Raw genomic sequence first — 25,516 nt, 5'->3', positions numbered from 1 at the left:
TCAAAAAGTATTCCAATAACTTATTTAAGACAAAAATACACGAATAGTTAAATTATTGTCAGTTATCTGTCTTTTATCATTAAAAAAAAACAAAAAAACTGACATTTTTGTTTAAAAATATTCCGTTAAAATTGCAAAACTTAGTACATTTGCAGGCTATGAGTATTCATATTAAAGAAGTAAAATCGAAGCATGATTTGGAGGCTTTCATAAAGTTTCCGATGAACTTATATAAGGATAATCAATATTACGTTCCGCCCTTTATTAATGAGGAAAAAGAAACATTAGACGTTTCTAAAAATCCTGTTTTTAAAGATGCAGCTGCGCGTTATTTTTTGGCAGAAAAAGAAGGTGAAATTGTTGGTCGTGTGGCTGCAATTATCAACTGGCAAGAAGTAAATAAGCAAGAAAAAAAGAAAATGCGTTTTGGATGGTTTGATATGATTGATGATATCAACGTTACAAAGGCACTTTTGGCGAAAGTTGAAGAAATTGCAAAGGAAAATAATTTAGAATATTTAGAAGGACCAGTTGGTTTTTCGAATCTAGAGAAAGCAGGAATGTTGACAATGGGATTTGAGAAATTAGCAACAATGGTTGGTTTATATAATTTTCCTTATTACCCTCAACATTTAGAAACCTTAGGTTTTGAAACTGCAAATGAATGGGTGGAGTATGAATTACCTGCACCAAAAATTTTACCAGAAAAGGTAGTTAAGTTTAATACAATAATTCGTGAGCGTTACAAATTAAGAGAATTAAAATTTACCAAAACGGCAGAGATTATTCCTTATGTTGACGAAATGTTTGATTTATTAGACAAAACATACAGCGAATTGGATACTTATGTGCCAATTGCAGATTATCAAATAGAGTATTATAAGAAAAAATATATTCCGTTTATAAATCCAGATTTTGTAAACTGTATTGTAGACGAAAACAATAAAATGATTGCCTTTGCAATTACAATGCCTTCCTATTCTAAAGCGATGCAAAAAGCGAAAGGAAAATTATTTCCGTTTGGTTGGTGGCATTTGATGAAAGCAAGTAAAAATAACGATTCTGCACAATTTTATTTGATTGGAATAGAACCTAAATTTCAAGGAAAAGGAGTTACAGCACTTATTTTTAGTGCAATGTTTGATACTTTTAATCGAAATAATATTGAGTTTTTAGAAACAAATCCAGAATTAGCTGATAACGAAAGTATTCAGGTTTTATGGAAATCTTATTCGCCAGTCAACCATAAACGCCGTAAAACATTTAAAAAATCAATTTAAAATAATGTTCGAAATTCATCAGCTCGAAAAAGAGTATTCAACATTTAGACAAGAAGAATTTGATTCGAAATGGTTAAATTTTGAAGAACTTAATCGATATTTTTTTCTAAAATCAACGCAAAAAGAACAAATAGGAACTTCTTTTTTAGGAAATCCAATTTATAAATTAAGCTTTGGTTCAGGAGAAAAACGTTTGTTAATTTGGTCGCAAATGCACGGAAACGAATCTTCTGGTACGCGCGCCATGTTTGATGTAATTAACTTTTTTGAACAAAAATCTGAATTAGCACAAGCAATTTTAAGTAATTTGACAATTGATTTTATTCCGATGTTGAATCCTGATGGTGCAAATGTTAATACGAGAAGAAATGCAGTTGGAATTGATATTAACCGAGATTTTTTAGCCAAAGAATCAACTGAGATTCATGTTTTATTAAATCAAATAGAGAAAGGAAGTTACCAAACTTTGTTTAATTTACACGATCAACGTACAATTTTTAATGTCGGACAAACTGCTAAACCAGCGACTTTATCTTTTTTAGCACCGTCTTATAATGTAGAGGAAGATGTAAACGAAGTTCGCGAAAAAACGATGGGAATAATACAAGCAATGAATACCGAATTACAAAAAATAATTCCGGGACAAGTTGGGCGTTATACTTCGGAGTTTTATCCGATGTCGACAGGCGATAATTTTACAAAAATGGGTTATCCTTGTGTGTTGTTCGAAGCGGGTCATTTTCCAGATGATTATCAACGTAACGAAACAAGAAAATACAATGCTTTGGCCATTATTGCTGGTTTAAATGCATTGCTTGCAAATGAAAATCTTCCGTTTGATACTTATACTAGTATTCCTCAAAATGGTCAAAAATATTTAGATATTATTCTTCGTCAGGTACAAATTAAAAATGAAGGAAAATCTTCGGTTGTTGATTTGGGAATTTATTTTGAAGATTGTTATAACGAAGAAAAAAATAGTGTTGAGCAACATGCTAAAATTACTGAAATTGGTGATTTGAGAAAATTTATTGGTCATCTAGAAATTGATGCAGAAAATCAAGTTTATCAAGGAGAATTTAAAAATTATCCAAGCTTAGATCAAATTGCAACTTTTATGGTTGGAACAATCAAATTAGAAAATGGACAATTAATCAACTAAAAAGACTTAATTTTAAAACTTCAACTTATTTATATGAAAACATTATTTGCAACAGCTTTTATAGCTATTTTAACACTTACAACAATGAGTTGCGAGCAACAAAAAGTTTTGAATAGAACGATTAAATACGAAAACGGAGAAAAAATATTAACAGGAGAATTTGAACGTTCTGCTTTAGAAAAAAAAGAATTTAAAGACTGGTATCACGCAGAATTTGATTCGTACGAAGTAGAAAAAAGTAAATTAAAAGCCTTAAAAGGTCTTCGTAATTATAGATTGCAAGTTTTTGTTGGGACGTGGTGCAGCGATAGTCAGCGCGAATTACCTCGTTTATATAAAATTTTAGATGATTTAAAATTTCCTCAAAATAGATTAAAAGTTTATGCCGTAAATCATGATAAAAAAAGTTTTTATGGTGAAGAATTAGGCAAAGAAATAACGCATGTACCAACAATTATTGTGTATGATAATGATGGGACAGAAATGGGACGAATTGTAGAGTCGCCAGTTTCGGGTTATTTAGAAGAAGATTTGGCACAAATTGTGAATGGTACGCCATTGACTCCAAATTATTCAAATGACTAATCTAAAAAAAATAATACTTGTTGTAGTTGCTTTTATTTTTGGCGTAATGATTACTTATTTCATTATGAACAAATTTAAAACCGAAAACTATAGCGAACAATCGCACGTAATTGCATACCAAATAGAGCGTATGAATAAAATGATTGTTGCCGAACAAAGCTATTCGGATGTTTACAATCATACCTCAAAAAAATCGTTGCCTGGGTTTGCAGATATTTATTCGGCAGATAAAAAAGTAACGTTATTGGTAAATGCAAAAGCGCAAGCAACGTACGATTTAAAAAAAATGAATATTGAGTTGGATTCGGTTAATAAGAAAATTATTATAAAATCGATTCCACCAGTAGAAATAAAAGTGTATCCAGATGTAAGTTTTTACGATATGGATCAAAGTGTTTTTAATAAGTTTGACAAAGATGATTTAAATGGAATTAAAAAACGTGCGATAGAGCATGTGGAAAAAACCATTGATCAAACAAAATTAAAACAAGAAGCGCATCAGCAACTTATTCAGAATCTTGGGGATTTGTATTTTTTAGCAAAAACCTATGGTTGGAAAATAGAAGATAAAACTGATTACGCAAACGAACTGAATAAATTATACGATTAAAAATAGAAAAAACCTATTCATTTCGAATAGGTTTTTTTATCTAAAAAAAGAATTACGTTTTCATTTTTCAAATAAAATTGAAAATAGTATTTTCGCTAAATATTAAAACAAAAAATGAATTTGCGTAGACTTTTACTTCCATTTTCTGGTTTATATTGGATAGGAACTTCTGTTCGAAACATGTTATACAATATTGGTATGATGCGAACTACGTCATTCAATATTCCAATTATTAACGTTGGTAATTTATCTGTTGGCGGAACGGGTAAATCGCCGCATATTATGTATTTGATTGATTTACTGAAGAATGAAAAATTAGTAAGTTCGTTAAGTAGAGGATATGGGCGTAAAACTAAAGGTTTTTTAATTGCTAATTATTCGACAAAAGTATATGATATTGGAGATGAGCCGTTGCAGTTTTTTCAACGATTTAAAAATCGTGTGTTAATTGCAGTTTGTGAAGACCGTGTTTTTGGTGCAAAAAAATTGATAGATCATTACAATGCAGAAACAATTTTGTTGGATGATGCCTATCAGCATCGTAGTATAAAAGCGGGTTTCAATATTTTATTAACAGATTACAATAATCCATATTATAAAGATTATTTGTTACCAGCTGGTGATTTGCGCGAGAGTAGTAGTGGCGTAAAACGTGCAAATATTATTATTGTAACAAAATGTCCTGATCGTATTTCGGAAGAAAAACACAAGGAAATTTCGAAGAAAATAAAATTGAAATCGCATCAACAATTATTCTTTTCGAAGATTGTTTATGATAACAAGATTATTGGAAAATTAGATACAATAGAAAAATCTACTTGGAAAAATTATAATGTAATTTTGGTAACAGGAATTGCAAAAACAGATGGTTTGGTAAAATTTGCTGAAGAAAATTTTGCAAATGTATTGCATTTAGAATACCCAGATCATCATAATTTTAGTCAAACTGAAATTGAGTATATTTACAAACGATACGAAGATACGGAAGGTAGAAAACGCTTTGATAAAATCGTTTTAACAACGGAAAAAGATTATATGCGTTTGATGGAAGAATCGATGATAAAAGACGATTTATACTACATTCCAATCAGTATTGAAATTAATGATAAAGAAAAATTTAATCAAACTATTTTAGAGTATGTTGGACAGAATTAATGAGGCTGTAAAGTACATCAATAATCTATTACCAGATCAACCAGAATTTGTAATTGTTTTGGGTTCTGGATTAGGAAAATTAGAAGATGAGGTAGAAAACAAAGTTGTTATCGATTATAAAAATATTCCAAACTTTCCGCAAGTAACCGTAGAAGGTCACAAAGGACATTTAGTTTACGGAACTATTTTAGGTAAAAAAGTTTTGATGATGGCTGGTCGTTTTCACTATTACGAAGGTTATTCGATGGACGAAGTAACTTTCCCTATGCGTGTTTTTAACGGATTAGGAATCAAAAAAGTTATTTTATCGAATGCTTCGGGAGGTGTAAATCCAAGTTTTAGCGTTGGTGATATTGTTTTGGTAAGAGATCATATTAATATGATGCCAGAACATCCTTTACGTGGAAAAAATATTGACGAATTAGGACCACGTTTTGTGGATATGTCTAAAGCGTATGATAAAGAAATGTTGAACGAAGCAGTTGATTTTGCAAAAGCAAATGATATTTTAGTTCATCAAGGTGTTTATGTTAGCTTACAAGGACCAACTTTCGAAACGCCATCAGAGTATGGTTTAGTTCGTTTTATTGGTGGAGATTGTGTTGGTATGAGTACTGTGCCAGAGGTTATTGTAGCTCGCCACATGGATATGCGTGTTTTCTGTTTATCTATTATTACAGATTTAGGTGGACCAGAAATTTCTTTTGATGTTTCGCACGAAGATGTTTTAAATGCAGCAAACAATGCAATGCCAAACGTAATTCGCGTTGTAAAAAGTGTAATAGAGAATTGTTAATTCTTAACTTATAATAAACAAAAAAGCCAACTATTTAGTTGGCTTTTTTGTTTCATAAAATCGGTGAATTCGAAAATAAATAAGGTCAAATAACAAACGAATTCACCGATGAGTTTTGAAGTAGCGATTGATTAAATCTCAACTTCTTGTTCAGCATTTTTACAATTGCTATGAACAATATAATCGATTAGTTTTCCATTTTCAAAACACAACATCATATCTTCTTCGTAAATTGATGTGTGTGTAAGTTGGTTAAATTGCAATAATTTTCCGTACGGAATTTTAATGATTCCAGAATACCATTCTGCAAAAATTTCAGTTTCTTTCGGAAAAATATAGTTTAAATCCACTTCGTCCAAATCATCTAAATATCCTTTAAAATTGATTAAAAATAATTCATCATTTCTCAATTCCCATTTCCCATAATATCCACGCCAACATGTTGGTGAAGGCGGTGTAAAATAAGGCGGATGATTTAGTAATTTAAAATAATTGTGCAAAGGTTGTTCGGCAATAATAAATTGTTGATTGTCTATTTGTAAAATTTCTCCTATTTGGGCAGTCATTTTTGTACATGGTTTACTCAAATGTAAAATAGAGTTACCTAATAGAAAAAAAACAATACATCTATTTTATGAAATTACTAAAATTTGTCCGATAAAAATAAAATATATAAAAAATATTATGTCTTAAATTAATAAAAATATAAAATTGATTTATTTTAAGATAATGCGTTCGCCTTGTTTTGGAAAAATATAATTAATTTGATACGGATTATTTTCTAACAATTCTTGTATAATTCTTTGCTCATAATCGCCTTTTGGTTTTATATGCGTTACAATAATTGTTAAATCTTTTAGCTGTTTTGTACCAACTTCTTTTGCTAATTTGCCCATTTCTTCGTTCATTAAATTTGGTGTTAAATGTCCAAATAATAGATTTTCTGGTTGCGAATTAGGAAAAGAAACTTCTAGAAGTAATGTTTTTAATTTTCCTGTTTTTACTTTTGATGCAATAGCTTTCCAAATTGTAGCTAGCTTAGTTGTATTTTCAATTCGATCCGCACCAGTATCTCCAAAATAGATAGCGGCGTTATTATCATTTTCAACCAAAATTGCCGCACTTTTTAGTGGATTCACATGACTTAATTCGTAAATTGTACCTTGTAAATTTGTGTTTTCAATTGCAAATTGTTTTCCAATTTCGGCATATTTGTAACTATATTTATTGATGATTGGCGCTTCTCCTTCACTTCCAAAATTTGCCCAAGCATCATTTGTAAAATATTTATTTTTCAAAACGCTAATCATTTCTGTAATTCCATAAATTGGTTTTTTAGAATCTTCTGGCGAATTAATAATCATACCCGAAAGATGATCTAAATGTCCATGAGAAATAAAATATCCTTTGATATAATCTTTTAAAACGGTTGTATTATCTTCTTGAAACGTTCCTTTTTCAATCGCTTTTTCAATTCCGCTATAAATTGTACCTCCATCCAAAGCTAAATAATCGGTTGTGTTTTCTTCTCCAATTAAATAAGCAGATAAATTACTTTCATTGCTTCCGCCATAAACGCCAAGTGGAACAACTTGTAGATTTTGCGCGAATGAAATAAATGGAATTGTAAGGCAAATATTTAAGAATAATTTTTTCATCACTAATAATTTTTGACAAATTTACAAGAACTCAATTTAAATACTTAATTATTCGTTCTGTTTATGAAAACTTTACTATTTTCACACTTCTATTAAAATTAACGCGTAAAGAACTTTAGAATGAAATCGAAATTATCTACTAAAAGACTTCAAAATTACGCAACACAAATTTTGACAAACAAAGCTACTTATGCAGTTGCATTGGCTCTTTTGGCAACAAATGTGGATGCGCAAAAAAAACCGCTTGATATGACCGTTTTTGATGAATGGCAATCAATCGGAATGAAAGAATTATCGAATAATGGTGCTTGGGTTGCTTACCAAGTAAACGCACAAGAAAGTGACAATTCGCTTAACTTTTTTGGATTAAAAACGGATAAATCACTTAATTTTCATCGTGGTGAAGGAAGTGTTTTTACGTCAGACTCTAAATATGCAATTTTTAAAATTCGACCTTTTTACAAAGATTTAAAATTGGTTCGAATTAAAAAGAAAAAAGAACATGAAATTGCAAAAGATTCAATCGGAATTTTAAATTTAGCAACAAATAAAGTTGAGAAATTACCAAATATAAAATCATTTAAAACACCTAAAAATGGTGGTTCATTTTTAGCTTATTTATTAGAAAAGGAAGAAGTTAAAAAGGATAAAAAAGAAGTTGCTGATTCTGCTAAAACAAAAGAAAAACCATCTAAAACAGCTGGAAAAGATAAAAAAGATCAACCATTAGAATTGGTTTTAAGAAATCTTGCTTCAGGACAAAAGAAATCATTTAAAAATGTGATGAATTATGAGTTTAGCGAAAACGGTAAACAATTAATTTTCTCGACAAAGCAAGCTAAAAAAGATAGTTTAGATAAAACGAAATACGGTGTTTTCTTAGTTAATACAGCAACATTTGCTCAAAAACAATTGGTTGATACAATTGGAGAATTTAAGCAATTTGTTTTTGATGATTCTGCTACTAAAGTTGCTTTTGTAGGAACTTCTGATGATGAGAAAAAAGAAAATAAAACGTATCATCTTTATTATACAACGACTGTAAATCAACAAGAAATCAAAAAAACTGAACTGGTTGGATTGAAAAAAGATTGGCAAGTTTCAGAAAATCGTTTACCAAAATTTAGTAAAGATGGAAATGCTTTATTTTTAGGTTTAGCGCCAAAATTAGCAGAAAAAGACACAACTTTGATTGCAGAAGATCATGCAAAAGTAGATGTTTGGAGTTATAAAGATGATTTTGTTCAGCCGCAACAATTAAAAAATGCTGATCGCGAAAAGAAACGTACTTATTTATCTGTTATCGATTTATCAAATCCAACAAAAATTACGCAATTAGCAGATTTTGATGTTAATCAAGTAGAAATGATTAACGAAGGAAATTCGCTATTTGCTTTAGGAACTTCGGATAATGCGTATCGCGTTTCGGCGCAATGGGATGCAACTAGACGCCGAGATTATTACATTATTAATACAAAAACTGGTCAACGAGAAAATTTAGTTAGTGGTTTGGTTGGTAAAGTGGAGATTTCGCCAAATGGTAAATTCGCGGTATATTATAATGGTGAAACGGCTTTATGGTCGAGCTATAACTTAACGACAAAAGAAACGAAAGTTTTAAATAAAAAGATAAAAGTTAAGTTTTATGACGAAGAAAATGACTCGCCAACAGTTGCGCAAGAATACGGTATTGCTTATTTTACAGATAATGACAACACGGTTTTAATAAAAGATCGTTATGATATTTGGGAATTTGATTTGGCTGGAGATCGTAAACCAGAAAATATGACGAATGGTTTTGGTCGTAAACATAAAATTACATTTGACATCAATCAATTAAATGAGGATGTAAAAACGGTTAATCGTGATTTACCTATATTTTTAGGTGCATTTAATAATGATAATAAGCAATCTGGAGTTTTTCAAACAATTATTTCGAAGTCAAAAAATCCTGAAGAAATTACAATGTCTGATACTTGGGGTGCTCAGAATATGAAAAAAGCACTTAATGCAGACGAATATATTTATACAAAAGAGTCTTTTCAAAATTCCCCCGATGTTTATGTGACATCAAATTTTAAAGACGAGAAAAAAGTTTCTGCAATTAATCCTCAACAAAAAGATTATTCTTGGGGAAAAGGTGAATTGGTAAATTGGAAAACATATTCGGGAAAAGATGCAACGGGTGTTGTGTATAAACCAGAAAATTTTGATCCAACTAAAAAATATCCTGTAATTGTATATTTTTATGAGAAATTATCAGATAATTTAAACCGTTATCAAGCGCCTGCACCAACGCCATCTCGTATCAATCATACATATTTTGTAAGTAATGATTACATAGTTTTTACGCCAGATATTTCTTATACAATTGGATATCCGGGAAAATCTGCTGAAGATTATATTAATTCGGGTGTTGAAGCTTTAAAGAAAAATACGTGGATAAACGGCGATAAAATTGCAATACAAGGGCAAAGTTGGGGTGGTTACCAAGTCGCACATTTAATTACAGTGACTAATATGTACGCCGCAGCTTGGACGGGCGCGCCTGTTGTTAATATGACTTCTGCTTATGGTGGAATTCGTTGGGGAACGGGAATGAGTCGTCAATTTCAGTACGAGCAAACACAAAGTAGAATTGGAAAAACACTTTGGGAAGCGCCAGAATTGTACATCGAAAATTCGCCATTATTTAAAATGCCAAATGTGCAAACGCCAGTCGTAATTATGCATAATGACGAAGATGGAGCTGTGCCTTGGTACCAAGGTATAGAAATGTTTATGGCGCTGCGTCGTTTACAGAAGCCAGTTTGGATGTTAAATTATAATGGAGATGATCACAATTTATTAAAGCGTGCAAATAAAAATGATATTCAGCAACGTCAACAACAATTTTTTGATCATTATTTAAAAGATAAACCAGCTCCGAAATGGATGACAGAAGGAGTTCCGGCAACAATGAAAGGAATTGATTGGGGATTTGATTTAGATAAATCAAAAGACAAATAATTCTTAACAATAAAAAGAAGCGTACAATTTAGTCCGCTTTTTTTGTGCATTAAATCATGTTATACAACACTATTATAGTGTTAAATTTACATACCAATTTGATTAACTAACTGAAAATATATAAATTAAACAATTAATTGCGCTGAATATGAATAATCGACAAATTGTTTACCTGCACGGATTAAATAGTTCTGCAAAATCCAATAAGTTCAAATCTATCTTACAAATTTATCCATCGGCTGTTTGTGTTGAGTGGAAAACGGATGATAATATTTCTGCAATTCTAAACGATGCGTACGAAGATTTGAAGGGAATTATAAAAGATTTGACTATAATAGGAAGTTCTACCGGCGGCAATTTTGGTTGGCAATTACAGCGGAAATTAAAAGAAAATGGAAAATCGAGCAAGTTAATTTTATTAAATCCTTTGATTGATGTTTCGTTTAAATACGAAGATAATTTTCCGGAAAACTTAGCTAAATATTTGGTTGATATGAATCGTTTTGAGAATACTAAAGTATTTTTAGGCGTTCATGATGAAGTTTTGGATGTTACAAAATCAATTGATTTTTTTGAAGTTCAGCAAAATATATTTCCCGATCAAATTGAGATTATTGAAATAGATGACGATCATCGTATCAAGAATTTCGACTCATTGTTAACGTTAATTTAATTTACGGTTTACAATTATTTAATTTAATTCTTTGATTTTTGCACCCACAACAAACACATTAACAAAACATGAGACAAATTCTAACTTTACTGTTTATTGTATTTTCTTTTAATGCATACGCACAGACAAAAGATACAGTTGAAACGAAGAAGAAAACTGTTCAAGAATTTAAGAATATGATGTCGCCGTATTACAGTTATGGTAACGGATTGGGAATTACTTCGCCCGATAGCTTATATCAAGTAAATATTCGTTTTCGTATGCAAAATCGCGTAAGTTATATACACGACGATGGAGAAGAAGACAAAATTGATGGTCAAATTCGTCGTTTACGTTTGCGTTTTGATGGTTATATTGGTAATCCAAAGTTTGGATATTCGATGCAATTATCATTTGCAGCAGGCGATGTAGGTAAGGCAGAAGAAGGAAAAAATACAAATATTATTCGTGACGCCATGATTTTTTATTATCCTAACAAACATTGGAGTTTAGGATTTGGTCAAACAAAATTACCAGGAAACCGTCAGCGAGTTAATTCGTCTGGAGCTTTGCAATTAACGGATCGATCGATTAATAATGCAGATTTTAATATTGACCGCGATTTTGGGGTTCAGGTTTTATACAATAAAAAGAATAAGGAAAAATTTTCTTACATTTTACGTGGTGCAATTTCGACTGGTGAAGGTAGAAACTGGACAAATTTTAATGATACAGGTTTAGCCTATACGGGTAAAGCAGAATTATTTCCGCTTGGAGAATTTACAGATGGTGGTAGTAATTATGAAGGAGATTTAGCGCACGAACAAAAACCGAAATTGATGATTTCTGGTGCGTATAGTTACAATGACAGAGCGCATAGAACGCAAGGAATGTTGGGCGATGATATTGCAGGAAAAGGAACGGCGAATATACAATCGTTGTTTTTAGATGCAATGTTAAAATACCAAGGTTGGAGTTTGATGTACGCTTATATGAACAGAAATTCGGATAAAACGATGTTTTATAATCCAACAGATGTAACAGATTTTAATTACGTTTATGATGGTCACGGAATGGATTTTCAAGGTTCATACACGTTTCCAAAACATTGGGAAGTTATTGGTAGATTTTCTAAGCAAAAAGTAGATAAAGAGATTTTTGAGTTTACGCCAAATGCAAATCAATATAGTTTAGGATTAACAAAATATATTTGGGAGCACGCATTTAAACTACAAGCAGAGTTTACATACGAGCAACAAAAATTTTATAATTTAGAGAAGAAAAATAATTGGTATGCACGTTTTCAAATTGAAATCGGAATATAATTAAATTAAAAAAAGTCAACTGTAAAGTTGACTTTTTTTAATTTAATTGATCTCAATCATAAATTTTTCTTTCGGATTACGAACTTTTTTCATTTTCGCATTCCAATCATTTTCTTCGTCACGATAACCAATCGGTAAAAGTAAAATACTTTTTAATCCGTACTTTTCTAAGTCTAATAATTTATCTAATTCCTTTGGTTTAAAACCTTCCATTGGTGTGCAATCTACTTTTAATTCGGCAGCTTGCGCTATCGAAAAACCAAATGCAATATAGGTTTGATAGGAAGCATGAATAAAATTTTCTTCTTCCGTATTATTCAAAAACATCTTTTTTAAAGTGTCTGTATAATTAGTCAAAAAACCAGCTTCTAACTCACGTTCTTTTGTAATTTGCGTGTAAACTTCGTCTATACGTTCTTCTGTATAATTGTCCCACGCCGCAAAAATTAATAAATGTGAACAATCTGTAATAGCTTGTTGATTATAAGCAATTGGTAGAATTTTATTTTTTAAATCTTGATTTTTTATAACGATTACTCGAAATTGTTGCAAACCAGATGAAGTAGGAGCCAAGCGCGCAGCTTCTACTATTTTCTCAACATTTTCTTGTGAAACTTTTTTTGATGGATCGTATTTTTTTGTAGCATATCGCCACTTTAAATCGTCTATAAATGACATTTTGTTATTTATTTAAATTTGTTCTAAATTACGAATTATCAAACGATTTAGAACATGATTTTTACTAGAAAAATCTAATTGATGTATAAAATAAATTTATGGTTTAACTTTTGATAAGAACTTTCAGATTAAGTTAACAGATTACATTTTTAACTTATTAAGAATAGTATTTATATTTGCAAATCAAATACCAACTAATGCAGGCCAAGAAGAAGAAAAGTCTTAACAGAAATGTAGAATTCGGGACAAAAAATGTTAAGTTTAAAGATGTTGTAATTGTTGCAGCAATAATTTTTATTGTTGTTTTAATTATTTTACAAGTGATGAATTAAGCTAATCAGAATAATATAAAAAATAAAAATTCCACTCAATTGAGTGGAATTTTTGGTTTAGAAAAATATGTATAGGTTGATTTTTAAAATTTTTCGCAAATCATTGTATAACTATATTCTGTAGCAGACATTGTTCTTGCTAAATAAGTTACTCTGTATAAATTATCGTCATTAGGATAACTTAAATATATTTCATCTAATTTGTTGGTTTTGTATGTAGAATCTATTGATACAAAACTATTATCTACAGGTATAGACAATGTTTTATTTGTAGCTATACTACCACTAAATGTATTAGAAGAACTATTTTCTTTACCAATAATATTATAGTAAACCGGAGTGACTGTTGTATTTGCGGTTTTTAATTTTATTTGCGGAATAGGATTACGAAAAACATCTGCAAATCTTAAAAGAAACTTACCACAAGGTACTTGTATATCTGGATCTGGAGATGAAGAAAAGTAAAGTTTTTTAGTTTCAACAATCAGTTCGTCCATTTTTGCAATAACATCAGCTTTTTTCCAAGAATCAACATTTCCTTCACTATTTATGACAAGAACTTTATCATAAATATTATCATTTGCTTTATATTCTGTTTTTTGTAAACGTAAATTTCCGTTAACATCTAACATTCTCGTTGGTTCTTCTGTATTGATACCAACCTGAGAAAAAGAAGTCGCAGAAATTAGTATAAAAAGAATTTTATATAAATTTTTCATAAGATTAATCAATTGATTGAATGTAGAATTTTTCGCAAATAAGACTATTAATATAAGTGGTAGAATTATTAAAGAATCTAGAAACTGTAAAACGGTATAAATTGTTTTCCCCTGGTAAAACAATAGTATATATACGTACAGTATTACCGCTATTTAGATTTGAAGTATCAAGTTGATTATACGCCTCAGTACCACGAGATTTTGTAAAGGTTATACCATCATCTGCATAGGTGTAGGCTGTACCTGTATACTTTTTTTGACCATATTTTAATGTAATAGATTCTGCATTATTATTCACAAAAACATCAGTCGAATTTAAATGTATAAATGATAAAATATCAGTGTTTACAGACGATTTATCTAGATAAATAGTTAAATCTCCACAACTACATTTTTTTGTTTTATCAGCATCTCCTCTATAAATTATCTTTTTTACCTCTACATTATTTGATGAACTTTGTAATAAGGATGGAAATGAAATTTTATCTACTTGACCATTAACTTTTGTTACTACATCTGCTTGATTTTTTTCATCATCTTTTGCGCTTAATAAGTAGCGATAACTTTCGTCAGTATTATCTGTTTTATCATCTAATTGACGAATTCTTAAATCACCATTTATATCAAGCATTCTGCTAGGTGTTTCTGTTCCAATTCCGACTTGAGAAAAGCCAATAATAGGGAATAAAACAAGTATGAATTTTATAAGTTGTTTCTTGTTCATTTTTTAAAATTTTTCACATGCAGACACAAAACTCCATGTATTTTCTTTATTAACAGTATGATTTACTCTATAAATAGTTAAACGATAAAATGATGGATCTTTTGGATATTGGAAGTACATTACATTTTGTTCAAAATCAGCTAAATTAGCAGAAGCGAACTCTTTTGGAGAATTCCAATTTGTTGTTGTAAATTTAAAAGCAGTTGTATTACTCGATGAGGTACCTTGATAAAACTGAAATCCACTACCAGTCCAGTTTTGCTCCATACTCATATAAATATCAATATTTTCTGAGGGTTTTTCAGTTAAATTAAAACGGATTTTAGAATCTGATTCGGAGCTAAAAGAGAATTGAAACTTTCCACACGTAATCACTTTGGTATCAATACCTAACTGTACATTGTTAGAGTAGATATTATTAATTACTTCTTTATTACTTGTAAATTCATCAGTTGCAGGTAATAAATCTTTTTTATAAATATAATCAACATTACCATCTGCATTTGTAACTAATACTTTTGTGTATTGTCCATTATCAGATTCATCACTAATTTCTCTAATTTTTAAATTTCCATTAATATCTAATGCTCGCGTAGGAGTATTTGTATCAATACCAACTTGTGCATTGGAGTTTTGTGATAATACCAAGCAAGTTAATATTATACCTTTTTTTATCATTTTACTATCTTTTAAAATTAATTAAAGACAAATAAAATTTTCATAAGAATGAATAATAATTCAAATAATAGTTGGTGGATATAGTACAAAATGTACTAAACTTAGGAAGACAGAAAGTGATAATTTATTATTCATAATCATGAATAAATAGGTGCTGTAAATGTAGATGTTTTTATCCGATATAGAAAAATCAGAGCGACTGAAATATATCATTTTGTAAAGTTGTAGAAATACTATAATAACCAATAAATCTACTCAATTGAGTAGATTTATTGGTTTAAAAGATATGTTTGTTTGATTTTAAAATTTTTCGCAAATCATAGAATAACTAAATTCTGTATCAGACATTGTTCTTGCTAAATAAGTAATTCTGTAAATATTATTATCACCAGGATAACTTAAATATATTTCATCTAATTTATTGATAGAATATGTATCATCAATCGAAATAAAGTTATTACTTGTGTTTATTGATAAGGTTTGATTTGTATTTAAAGTATTATTTGGTGAGAAACTATTTCCCGAACTATTCTGCTTTGTAATAATATTATAATAAATAGTTGTAGCAGTTGTATTCGGGGTTTTCAATTTTATTTGAGGGATAGTATTATTATTCGCATCACCCGAAAATCGCATAACAAATTTACCACATGGTACTTGTATATTAGGATCTGGGGATATAGAAGAATAGAATTTTTTAGTTTCGACAATAAGATCACTCACCTTATTCATTATATCCACTTTATCCCAAGCATCCACATTTCCGTCATCATTAATAACAAGAACTTTAGTATAATTAGGGTCATTTATTTTATATTCAGTATTCTGTAGACGTTCATTTCCATTTACATCTAATGTTCTGGTAGGTTGTTCTGTATTTATACCAACTTGAGAAAAAGTTAAAGTTGAGATAAGTACAAATACAATATTGTATAAATTTTTCATAGGATTAATCAATTTGTTGAACGTAGAATTTTTCGCAAATTAGACTATTGATATAGGTTGTAGGATTAGTCAAAAATCTAGAAACAGTTAAACGATATAAATTATTTCCGCCTGGTAATATAATCGTATAAATACGGATTGTATTACCATCAAATTTTAAATCATCAAGTTTATTATATGGTTCAATTCCTCCAGTTTTGTCGAAAGTAATATTATGGTTATCATAAATATAACTTGTATCAATATATTTTTTTTGTCCATAATTTAATCCAAAACTATCTGTGTGTTATTATTATCAAAAATGCTTAGATAATTTAAACGTACAAATGGATAAATTTGTTGACTAGTTGCTGCGGATTGATCCAAAAAAATACTTAAAATTCCACAACTACATTCTTGTGTTTTATCTACATCACCTTGATAGATAACTCTTTTAACCTCCAAATTATTTGAAGAACTTTGCAATAAAGATGTAAAAGAAACTTTACCTAACTCACCATGTTTACTGATAATATTATTTGATGCATCTTTATCATCGTCTTTTGCACTTAATAAATGATTATAGCTTGCATCACCGCTTGTAGTTTTATTATCTAATTCACGTATTCTTAAATTACCATTAATATCTAGTGTTCTGGTTGGTGTTTCTGTTCCGATTCCGACTTGAGAAAAGCTTAAAATAGGGTATAGGAAAAGTATATATAATATAATTTTTTTCATTTTTTTATTGTTTAAAATTTTTCACAAGCAGAGACAAAACTCCAAGTTGATCCATTATTAATTGTATGTTTTACTTTGTAAACAGTTAAACGATAAAAATCCGGATCATTTGGATATTGAAAGTACATTATATTTTGTTCGAAGTCTGCCAATCCAGCTTCAGCAAACGGTTGTGCTGTGCTCCAGTTGCTTGTAGTAAAAATAAAAGGATTTATATTAGATTTTGAAGTTCCTTGATAAAATTGGAATCCATTTGGATCGTAATTTTGTTCCATACTCATGTATATACTTACATTTTGGGTAGGAGCTTGTACTAAATTAAACTGAATTTTGGAATTACTGTCGCCATTAAAAGAAAATTCAAATTTACCACATGTGATTTTTTTTGAAGGAATACCAGCTGACGTGGTATTCATATAGATATTATTTATAACCACTTTATCACTTGTAAATTCATCACTAACAGGTAATAAGTCTTTTTTATAAATAAAATCTATGTTACCATCATTATCAGTAACTAAAATTTTTGAATATTCCCCATTTTCTGATTCATCAACAGTTTCTCTAATTTTTAGATGTCCATTGATATCCAATGATCGTGTGGGTGTGTTTGTATTGACGCCTACTTGGGCGTAGGAGGTGATTGAAAATATCAATCCAGTAAAAAGTAAGGTTTTTGTTATCATTTTTTAATCAATTTTATTTTAATAAAATATCATAAATGCTATTCTTAATAATAACAGTGGTAGAGGCTATGTTAGTATTTATAAAAAGCATCTAAAATTTTAGATACTTTATGTTATATAAAGTGAACAAATATATATACTTAAATTTATTTTTGAAAGAAATAAATTTCTAAAAATTTAAAATACAATAAATTAAGTACTTGTTGTCGGATATTTAAATGTTTTATAGTAAAATAAAAAATCCACTCAATTGAGTGGATTTTTTTACTTTTATTTCTTTTCGATAGAAACTAATCTCGAATCTTCTCTACAAACATCAAAAGCAAATTCATAATTTTTTGTATTGTCTTTGCTTGTGTAATTTGCGATGTATTCTCGACATGGCACTTTATCTTTTTGAGAACGATCAAAATCAATTTTACTTCTCTTAAATAATTCCTTTTTTAAGAAAACTGTATCTAAATTCTCTTGTTTCAAAAAAGCTTGCGCTTCTGGCGAAAATGATAATCTTTTAGAGTAAGCTTCATCTAAAACTCTTGCGTTTGGAAAGTAATTGCATGAAAAAGCTCTAGGACCGAATGCCATCGCAACGAAGACCATTCCAATTCCTACACCCAACAAATACTTCATAAATCTTTGCGAAAACGTCATATAATCAATAAATTAATGTCGTGAAATGGTAAATCAAACCAATCACCTAAATTCTTTTTAACAATTCTACCTTTGTACAAATATACACCATTTCTTACAGTTTTATCCGTTTGCACCACATTTGCGAAACCAGATTCTTCGGAAATTTGTAATAAATATGATAAAAAATAATTGCTTAACGCTTTGGTAGACGTACGTGCAACGCGAGAAGTGATATTAGAAACGGCATAATGAATAATATCATTCTTTATAATGATAGGATGATCGTGTGTCGTTAATTCAGAAGTTTCAAAACATCCACCCTGATCAATACTTACATCAATTATAACAGCACCTTGTTTCATATTTAGCACCATATCTTCTGTCACAACACAAGGCGTTCTTGTTTCGCCACGCAAAGCACCAATTGCTAAATCGCAACGTCGCAACGCTTTTCCTAATTCTTTAGGATCGATGGTTGAGGTAGAAACGCGTTGACCAATATTTTGTTGCAAACGTCTTAATCGAGAAAGTGAATTGTCAAAAACACGAACCGAAGCGCCTAAACCTAAAGCTGTTCGTGTTGCATTTTCGGCAACTGTTCCAGCTCCAAGAATTACAACTTCTGTAGGACGAACGCCTGTAACACCACCCATTAAAATTCCGTTTCCACCATGTGCAGACGACATCAACTCGCTTGCGACTAAAATAGCAGTTGTACCTGCAATTTCGCTTAATAAACGCACAACAGGCAAATGATTTTGCTCGTCTTTGATAAACTCAAAACCAACAGCATCTACACGTTTTTGTGTTAATTTCTGAAAATATTCTCGCTTCAATGTATTTGTCGGAACAGATGAAATAATTAATGTGTTTGGTTTTATCCAATCAATTTCATCTAAAGTTAGTGGTCCAACTTTTAAAATAACAGGTTTTTCGAAAACACTTTGTGTATTATAAGCAATTTGCGCACCTGCTTCCGAATATTCTTTATCGCTATAATTTGCACCTTCTCCAGCTCCAGTTTCTATGGTTACTAAATGACCATTATTAACTAAAATTTCGACTGCATCTGGAGAAAGACAAATTCTTTTTTCTTGATTATTTGTTTCTTTTGGAATCCCAATATCAAATCGTGCTTTTTTATGAGGAATCTCTAATCGCTCGGGTTGAGGAATTAAATCTTCCTGAGAAAAAGGCGTGAAAATATTTTTTCCGTCCATAGTTTAATTGAAATTTATATGACGCGTACCTTCAATATTTTCTATTGTTATGGTATGATGTTCGTCTGGTATAAAGTTAGCAATTTTATTTGGCCATTCCATTAAACAATATTGATTTGAGAATAAATAATCCTCAATTCCAAAATCTAAAGCTTCTTCTTCATGATTTAGACGATAAAAATCAAAATGATATACTTTTCCGTTGTCGGTATCATATTCGTTTACAATAGAAAAAGTTGGACTTGATACTTCGTCATTTGTGCCTAAAACTTTTACAAATTCTTTGATAAAAGTTGTTTTTCCGGCGCCCATTTCTCCTTCGAAAGTGATTAATTTGTGCTGTAGTTGACTGAAAATTTCTTTTGCAACTTCTGGTATTTCGTCTAAAGTATGAATGATAAATTCCATCTAATTTTTTGGTGTTAAAACAACCATCGGAATAATTATTTCTTCTAAAGAAATACCACCATGTTGATAGGTATTCTTGTAATAATTAACAAAATGATTGTAATTTTTTGGATACGTTAAAAATAAATTTTCTTTTGCAAAGATATACTTTGACGTAACATTTACCTTGGGTAAAAAGAATTTTTCTGGTTGATCGATTGCTAAAACTGCTTTTGGATCGTATTGCAATTGCTTTCCTAATTTGTAACGTAAATTTGTACTTGCTTCTTTATCACCAATCACTTTTGTAGGTTCTTTTACGTAAATTGTTCCGTGATCGGTTGTTACAATAATTTTCATTTTTTCGTGCGCCGCTTTTTTTACAATTTCCATTAAGTACGAATTCTCAAACCAATGTTTTGTAATAGAACGATACGTTTTATCGTCACGAATCATTTCGGCAACAATTTTATTGTCCGTTTTTGCATGCGAAAGAATGTCAATAAAATTATAGACAATTACATTTAAGTTATTGTTTTTGTAGTTATTAAAATCATCTGCAATTTTTTTCTCGAAATCTGAATTTAATATTTTGAAATAATTATACGATAAATCGCCTAAACCATAACGTTTTAATTGTTCGCCAAGCAAATCTTTTTCGTACATATTTTTATTTCCTTCGTCGGTATCATTTAACCAATATTGAGGATATTTTTTCTCGATTTCTAAAGGCATCAAACCTGCAAAAAATGCATTACGCGCATATTGTGTAGCAGTTGGTAAAATACTAAAATATAGATTTTCTTGTACCGAATTATAGTAACGATTAAAAATTGGCTCAATCACTTTCCATTGATCGTAACGTAAATTATCAACCATAATCAACAACACATTATCTTCTTTAGAAAGATGCGGACGAACCAATTGATTAAAAATTGTGTGCGATAATATTGGGCGATCATCTTCGTCGTGCAACCAATCTTCGTAATTACGTTCTATAAACTTAAAGAAAGCTGCATTTGCTTCGCTTTTTTGATTTTCTATGATTTGAGATAAAGCTGTATCTTCAATGTTTTCTAATTCTAATTCCCAGAAAACTAATTTTTTATAAATCTCTTGCCAATCTTCGTGATCGCGCGCATTCATCATATCCATTGTGATATTTCTGAATTCTTGCTGGTAATTAATAACCGTTTTTTCTGAAATAAGTTTAGAACTGTCTAAAATCTTTTTCAAACTCAATAAAATTTGATTTGGATTAACGGGTTTAATCAGATAATCTGCAATATGAGAACCAATTGCGTCTTCCATAATATGTTCTTCTTCACTTTTAGTAACCATAATTACCGGAAGATTTGGACGTAATTCTTTAATTTTTGGTAAAGCTTCTAAACCGCTTAAACCTGGCATATTTTCGTCAATTAATACGGCAGAAAAATTTTCTTTCTCAATTTCGTCTAAGGCATCAGTTGCATTATTAATCATCGTCGTTTCGTAGCCTTTTTTCTCTAAAAAAAGTTGGTGTGGTTTTAATAAATCGATTTCATCGTCTATCCATAAAATTTTTATAGCCATATCTGTATTTTTATTTCGTTGTAATTGATTTTTTATTTTCTTACTATTTCCAAATATAGAGATAACGGAAGTGTTAAAATCTAAATTGTTTGTTAAACTAAAACTTTAGAAATGCTAAATATTTAAACGGTTAAATAGCATAAATCTGTCCAAAAAATCATTCAGATTGAAAATATTTTTATCAAATTGATGATTTATAGCCAAGACGTGTTGATGATTGACTATATTTTATATCTTTGTTAATAAATTTTTACGTTTGAATTCATTAAACAATAATAAGTTAAAGGTAATAAATGATCCAGTACATGGATTTGTAACAATACCTAACGAACTTATTTATCAAATTATTCAACATCCCTATTTTCAACGTTTACGACGCATTTCTCAAACAGGTTTAACAGAATTAGTTTATCCTGGCGCTCGACATTCTAGGTTTCATCATGCATTAGGTTGTATGCATTTAATGCAAAAAGCCTTGAATATTTTGAAACGAAAAAGTGTAGATATTACGATTGAAGAAGAAAATGGTGCTTTAATCGCTATTCTTTTACATGATTTAGGTCATGGTCCTTTCTCACATTCATTAGAACATTCTATTATTAATGGTTTACATCACGAAGAAGTTTCGCTTCGGTTGATGGAAGAATTAAATCAAATTTTTGAGAATAAACTTTCAGTTGCCATTCAGATTTTTAAAGGAGAATATCATAAAAAATTTCTTTCTCAATTGGTATCTAGTCAATTAGATGTCGATCGAATGGATTATTTAAAACGTGATAGCTTTTATACTGGTGTTGTAGAAGGAAATATTAATCCAGAACGCATCATTTCGATGATGAATGTCTCGCAAAATGAATTAGTTATAGAGGCAAAAGGAATTTCGTCTGTCGAAAAATTTTTGATGGCGCGTATGTTTATGTACATGCAAGTGTATATGCACAAGAAGTCGTTTACAGCAGAAAATTTCTTGATTAGTGTGCTAAAAAGAGCAAAAGAATTGGTGAAAGGCGGCGAAAAATTATTTGCAACATCTGCATTCAATTATTTTTTAGAAGACAACGAAAAAGGAAACTTATCGCGCAAAGGATTAGAAATTTTTACACGATTAGATGATAGCGATGTTTTATCTTCGATAAAAGAATGGCAGTTTCATGATGACTTGATATTGAGTAAATTATCAAGAAGTATTATTGAACGCGAATTACCAAAATCGTTTTTGATGGACAAAGAATTAACCGAGGCAGAATTGTTTGTAGAAAAAGAACGTGTAAAAGAGTTTTTGAAGATTGATGACGCAAGTTATTTTGTAGAACAAACAACAATAAAAATAATACCGTACGATAAATCAAAAAATCCAATTAAAATTTTATTTAAAAGCGGAGAAGTAAAAGAAATTTCTTGCTCAGACAAAAGCTTATTAACGCAGTTTTTGCAACAAGAAATCACAAAATATCATTACCATAGTATAAAATGAGAAAAAAGAATTTGACAAAAAAGTTAAATAACTTAAATATTCATTTTAAAAATTTAAGAATAATTATTAGTTTTGCAGACTATGAAATTTAAAGCTGCAGAGATTGCGCAATTATTGCAAGGAACCGTAAAAGGAGATGCAAATGTAGAAGTTTCGACATTGTCGAAAATAGAAGAAGGAACAGAAGGTACGATTTCGTTTTTAGCAAATCCGAAGTACGAGCAATTTATCTATACAACAAAAGCATCTATTGTTATTGTAAGTAAAGATTTTGTGGCGACTGATTATATCTCATCTACATTAATTGTTGTAGAAGATGCTTATAAAGCATTTACGCAATTGTTGCAACATTATAATACAATCAAAAATAATAAAGTTGGAATAGAAGAATTTGCAAAAGTAAATTCGACAGCTCAACTTGGAGATAATGTATATATTGGAAGTTTTTCTTATATTGGAGCAAATGTTTCAATCGGAAATAATGTAAAAATATATCCAAATGTAACAATCGGTGATTATGCTAAAATTGGTGATAATACCGTTTTATATTCTGGTGCACAAGTATATAACGAGTGCGAAATCGGAAAAAACTGTATCATTCATTCAAATGTTGTAATTGGAGCAGATGGCTTTGGTTTTGCACCAAATGCAGACGGTTCTTTTGAAAAAATTCCTCAAATAGGAAACGTTTTAATCGAAGATAATGTAGAAATTGGCGCAGGATCTACAATAGATAGAGCGACAATGGGATCAACAATAATCCGAAAAGGAGTAAAGTTAGATAACCAAATACAAATTGCACATAATGTACAAATAGGAGAGAATACTGTAATTGCTTCACAAACAGGAGTTGCAGGCTCAACTAAAATTGGACGTAATTGTATGATAGGAGGACAAGTAGGTATTGCGGGACATTTGACAATAGGCGACTATGTGCAAATACAAGCCCAAAGCGGTATCAACGGAAATGTAGAGAGTAAAACACAATTGTATGGTTCGCCAGCAATTGATGCAGCGAGTTTTAGAAAGTCGTATGTGTATTTTAGAAAGTTTCCAGAAATTGTGAAACGTATCGATAAGTTAGAACAAGAAAACAAACAAAAGTAAAAGTTAATGTCTGATAAACAAAAAACTTTAGCGAAAGAAGCTATTCTAAAAGGAGTTGGATTACATACTGGTAAACATGTTACTTTAACATTTAAACCAGCAGATCCAGATGTTGGATTTGTATTTGTACGAACAGATTTAGAAGGGCAACCTCAAGTAGAAGCTGATGCACAATACGTTGTTAGCACTGCAAGAGGAACAACTTTAGAGAAAAAAGGAGTTAAAATACATACAACCGAGCATGTTTTGGCAGCTTTGGTTGGAATGGATATAGACAACTGTTATATTGAAATAGATAATGCAGAACCACCAATTATGGATGGTTCTTCTAAATTTTTTGTCGAAGCAATAGAAAATGCTGGTATTGTAGAACAAGACAAAGACAGAGAATATTATCGTATCAAAGAAATTGTAACGTATGTAGATCCAGAAACGGGATCAGAAATTACGGCAATTCCTTCGGATGATTATCAAGTAACTGCAATGGTAGATTTCGGGACAAAAGTTTTGGGAACTCAAAACGCAACTTTATCATCAATCAAAAACTTTAAGCAAGATATTTCTCCAGCACGAACTTTTTGTTTTTTACATGAGTTAGAGCAATTATTAGAAGCTGGTTTAGTAAAAGGTGGCGATTTAGACAATGCAATTGTTTATGTTGACAAAGAAATTACACCAGAAACAAAAGAAAAATTATGCAAAGCTTTTAATCGCGATGATGTGTCTATACGTCCAAACGGAATTTTAGACCATTTGACATTGCATTATCCAAACGAAGCAGCTCGTCACAAATTATTAGATGTGGTGGGAGATTTAGCTTTGGTTGGTAAAAAATTGAAAGCAAAAATTATTGCGACAAAACCAGGACATCATACAAATACTAATTTTGCAAAAAAATTAAGTAAACAAATCAAATTAGCACAACGTAACAAGGTGCCCGAATTTGATTTAACTGTAGATCCTGTTTACGATATCAATCAAATCATGAAATTGTTGCCACATCGTCCACCATTTTTATTGATTGATAAAGTATTAACAAAAACACCAACAGGATTGATTGGTGTAAAAAATGTAACAATGAATGAACCATTCTTTGTAGGACATTTTCCAAAAGAACCAGTTATGCCAGGCGTTTTGCAAATAGAAGCAATGGCACAATTAGGTGGACTTTTGATATTAGGTGAATTAGAAAATCCGCAAGAATATTCGACATATTTCATGAAGATTGAAAATGCTAAATTTAAACGCAAAATTGTTCCAGGAGATACAATTGTATTTAAATTAGAGTTGATAGAACCTATACGAAGAGGAATTGTACATATGCAAGGAATTGGTTATGTAAACAATTCTATCGCTGTTGAGGCAGAAATGATGGCAGTTATTACAAAAGAATAATTAAAGAAATG

At 30.2% G+C, this 25,516-nt stretch carries 26 protein-coding genes; 13 read left to right on the top strand and 13 right to left on the bottom strand.

The features are described 5' to 3' along the window. Positions 1 to 158 precede the first annotated feature (158 nt). From BM072_RS10530 to BM072_RS10505, 6 genes are all read left to right on the top strand, one after another. The gene (locus BM072_RS10530) at positions 159 to 1,280 is read left to right on the top strand and encodes a GNAT family protein (RefSeq protein WP_092908630.1); all 1,122 of its coding nucleotides are present in this window, start codon (positions 159 to 161) and stop codon (positions 1,278 to 1,280) included. 4 nt (positions 1,281 to 1,284) lie between these two features. Further along, a complete protein-coding gene (locus BM072_RS10525) occupies positions 1,285 to 2,442 on the top strand; it encodes a M14 family zinc carboxypeptidase (protein WP_092908629.1) in 1,158 nt (385 codons plus the stop codon). Positions 2,443 to 2,475: 33 nt separating this feature from the next. Beyond that, a complete protein-coding gene (locus BM072_RS10520) occupies positions 2,476 to 3,027 on the top strand; it encodes a TlpA family protein disulfide reductase (RefSeq protein WP_092908628.1) in 552 nt (183 codons plus the stop codon). Next, positions 3,020 to 3,637: a DUF4230 domain-containing protein gene (locus tag BM072_RS10515; protein WP_092908627.1), complete on the top strand. Its 618-nt coding sequence runs from the start codon at positions 3,020 to 3,022 to the stop codon at positions 3,635 to 3,637. Before BM072_RS10520 ends, BM072_RS10515 begins: the two co-directional genes overlap by 8 nt. Before the next feature lie 114 nt (positions 3,638 to 3,751). After that, positions 3,752 to 4,792: a tetraacyldisaccharide 4'-kinase gene (gene lpxK, locus BM072_RS10510; protein WP_092908626.1), complete on the top strand. Its 1,041-nt coding sequence runs from the start codon at positions 3,752 to 3,754 to the stop codon at positions 4,790 to 4,792. After that, entirely contained in the window at positions 4,776 to 5,588 is an 813-nt protein-coding gene (locus BM072_RS10505; protein WP_092908625.1) for a purine-nucleoside phosphorylase, read from the top strand. Before lpxK ends, BM072_RS10505 begins: the two co-directional genes overlap by 17 nt. A gap of 131 nt (positions 5,589 to 5,719) precedes the next feature. Here BM072_RS10505 and BM072_RS10500 read toward each other — a convergent pair whose 3' ends face one another. Further along, positions 5,720 to 6,154, bottom strand: a complete 435-nt coding sequence (locus BM072_RS10500; protein WP_092908624.1) for a hypothetical protein — start codon at positions 6,152 to 6,154, stop codon at positions 5,720 to 5,722. A 150-nt stretch (positions 6,155 to 6,304) separates the two neighbouring features. Next, entirely contained in the window at positions 6,305 to 7,246 is a 942-nt protein-coding gene (locus tag BM072_RS10495) for an MBL fold metallo-hydrolase (protein ID WP_092908623.1), read from the bottom strand. Between the two features lie 120 nt (positions 7,247 to 7,366). Here BM072_RS10495 and BM072_RS10490 point away from each other — a divergent pair, with 120 nt between their 5' ends. The 3 genes from BM072_RS10490 to BM072_RS10480 all read left to right on the top strand — a co-directional run bounded on the left by BM072_RS10490 (position 7,367) and on the right by BM072_RS10480 (position 12,232). After that, positions 7,367 to 10,255: an alpha/beta hydrolase family protein gene (locus BM072_RS10490; RefSeq protein WP_092908622.1), complete on the top strand. Its 2,889-nt coding sequence runs from the start codon at positions 7,367 to 7,369 to the stop codon at positions 10,253 to 10,255. Positions 10,256 to 10,403: 148 nt separating this feature from the next. Further along, the gene (locus BM072_RS10485; protein WP_092908621.1) at positions 10,404 to 10,928 is read left to right on the top strand and encodes a YqiA/YcfP family alpha/beta fold hydrolase; all 525 of its coding nucleotides are present in this window, start codon (positions 10,404 to 10,406) and stop codon (positions 10,926 to 10,928) included. 68 nt (positions 10,929 to 10,996) lie between these two features. Beyond that, positions 10,997 to 12,232: a porin gene (locus BM072_RS10480; protein WP_092908620.1), complete on the top strand. Its 1,236-nt coding sequence runs from the start codon at positions 10,997 to 10,999 to the stop codon at positions 12,230 to 12,232. A 42-nt stretch (positions 12,233 to 12,274) separates the two neighbouring features. On the opposite strand, the gene BM072_RS10475 is transcribed toward BM072_RS10480, so the two are convergent. Continuing rightward, a complete protein-coding gene (locus BM072_RS10475) occupies positions 12,275 to 12,910 on the bottom strand; it encodes an NAD(P)H-dependent oxidoreductase (RefSeq protein WP_092908619.1) in 636 nt (211 codons plus the stop codon). A 197-nt stretch (positions 12,911 to 13,107) separates the two neighbouring features. On the opposite strand from BM072_RS10475, the gene BM072_RS15595 reads away from it, so the two are divergent. Next, positions 13,108 to 13,242: a hypothetical protein gene (locus BM072_RS15595; RefSeq protein ID WP_260562306.1), complete on the top strand. Its 135-nt coding sequence runs from the start codon at positions 13,108 to 13,110 to the stop codon at positions 13,240 to 13,242. 83 nt (positions 13,243 to 13,325) lie between these two features. Here BM072_RS15595 and BM072_RS10470 read toward each other — a convergent pair whose 3' ends face one another. From BM072_RS10470 to porX, 10 genes are all read right to left on the bottom strand, one after another. Next, entirely contained in the window at positions 13,326 to 13,961 is a 636-nt protein-coding gene (locus BM072_RS10470) for a hypothetical protein (RefSeq protein WP_125112925.1), read from the bottom strand. A gap of 4 nt (positions 13,962 to 13,965) precedes the next feature. Next, positions 13,966 to 14,685 (bottom strand): hypothetical protein, encoded by a 720-nt coding sequence (locus BM072_RS10465; protein ID WP_092908617.1) that lies wholly within the window; start codon positions 14,683 to 14,685, stop codon positions 13,966 to 13,968. A gap of 3 nt (positions 14,686 to 14,688) precedes the next feature. Then, positions 14,689 to 15,363, bottom strand: a complete 675-nt coding sequence (locus tag BM072_RS10460; RefSeq protein ID WP_092908616.1) for a hypothetical protein — start codon at positions 15,361 to 15,363, stop codon at positions 14,689 to 14,691. A gap of 300 nt (positions 15,364 to 15,663) precedes the next feature. Then, positions 15,664 to 16,308, bottom strand: a complete 645-nt coding sequence (locus BM072_RS10455) for a hypothetical protein (protein WP_092908615.1) — start codon at positions 16,306 to 16,308, stop codon at positions 15,664 to 15,666. A gap of 264 nt (positions 16,309 to 16,572) precedes the next feature. Next, positions 16,573 to 17,028, bottom strand: a complete 456-nt coding sequence (locus BM072_RS10450; RefSeq protein ID WP_092908614.1) for a hypothetical protein — start codon at positions 17,026 to 17,028, stop codon at positions 16,573 to 16,575. Positions 17,029 to 17,039: 11 nt separating this feature from the next. Next, positions 17,040 to 17,714, bottom strand: a complete 675-nt coding sequence (locus BM072_RS10445; protein ID WP_092908613.1) for a hypothetical protein — start codon at positions 17,712 to 17,714, stop codon at positions 17,040 to 17,042. Between the two features lie 270 nt (positions 17,715 to 17,984). Further along, a complete protein-coding gene (locus BM072_RS10440) occupies positions 17,985 to 18,344 on the bottom strand; it encodes a DUF4258 domain-containing protein (RefSeq protein ID WP_125112927.1) in 360 nt (119 codons plus the stop codon). A gap of 17 nt (positions 18,345 to 18,361) precedes the next feature. After that, positions 18,362 to 19,567 (bottom strand): alanine dehydrogenase, encoded by a 1,206-nt coding sequence (locus tag BM072_RS10435; RefSeq protein WP_092908611.1) that lies wholly within the window; start codon positions 19,565 to 19,567, stop codon positions 18,362 to 18,364. Positions 19,568 to 19,570: 3 nt separating this feature from the next. Then, positions 19,571 to 19,975, bottom strand: coding sequence for a tRNA (adenosine(37)-N6)-threonylcarbamoyltransferase complex ATPase subunit type 1 TsaE (gene tsaE / locus BM072_RS10430; protein ID WP_092908610.1), 405 nt, complete (start codon positions 19,973 to 19,975; stop codon positions 19,571 to 19,573). Then, positions 19,976 to 21,529: a T9SS response regulator signal transducer PorX gene (gene porX, locus BM072_RS10425; protein WP_092908609.1), complete on the bottom strand. Its 1,554-nt coding sequence runs from the start codon at positions 21,527 to 21,529 to the stop codon at positions 19,976 to 19,978. A gap of 256 nt (positions 21,530 to 21,785) precedes the next feature. Between porX and BM072_RS10420 the strand changes: the two genes are divergently transcribed. The 3 genes from BM072_RS10420 to BM072_RS10410 all read left to right on the top strand — a co-directional run bounded on the left by BM072_RS10420 (position 21,786) and on the right by BM072_RS10410 (position 25,505). Continuing rightward, positions 21,786 to 23,003, top strand: a complete 1,218-nt coding sequence (locus BM072_RS10420; protein ID WP_092908724.1) for an HD domain-containing protein — start codon at positions 21,786 to 21,788, stop codon at positions 23,001 to 23,003. 81 nt (positions 23,004 to 23,084) lie between these two features. Beyond that, positions 23,085 to 24,110, top strand: coding sequence for a UDP-3-O-(3-hydroxymyristoyl)glucosamine N-acyltransferase (lpxD, locus tag BM072_RS10415; RefSeq protein WP_092908608.1), 1,026 nt, complete (start codon positions 23,085 to 23,087; stop codon positions 24,108 to 24,110). Positions 24,111 to 24,116: 6 nt separating this feature from the next. Further along, positions 24,117 to 25,505, top strand: coding sequence for a bifunctional UDP-3-O-[3-hydroxymyristoyl] N-acetylglucosamine deacetylase/3-hydroxyacyl-ACP dehydratase (locus tag BM072_RS10410; protein WP_092908607.1), 1,389 nt, complete (start codon positions 24,117 to 24,119; stop codon positions 25,503 to 25,505). Positions 25,506 to 25,516: the final 11 nt, after the last annotated feature.

The organism is Algoriella xinjiangensis (assembly GCF_900115015.1).
Lineage (GTDB): Bacteria > Bacteroidota > Bacteroidia > Flavobacteriales > Weeksellaceae > Empedobacter > Empedobacter xinjiangensis.
The sequence above is the reverse complement of the archived record's forward strand: the minus strand, read 5'-3'. Positions and strand labels throughout refer to the sequence as shown.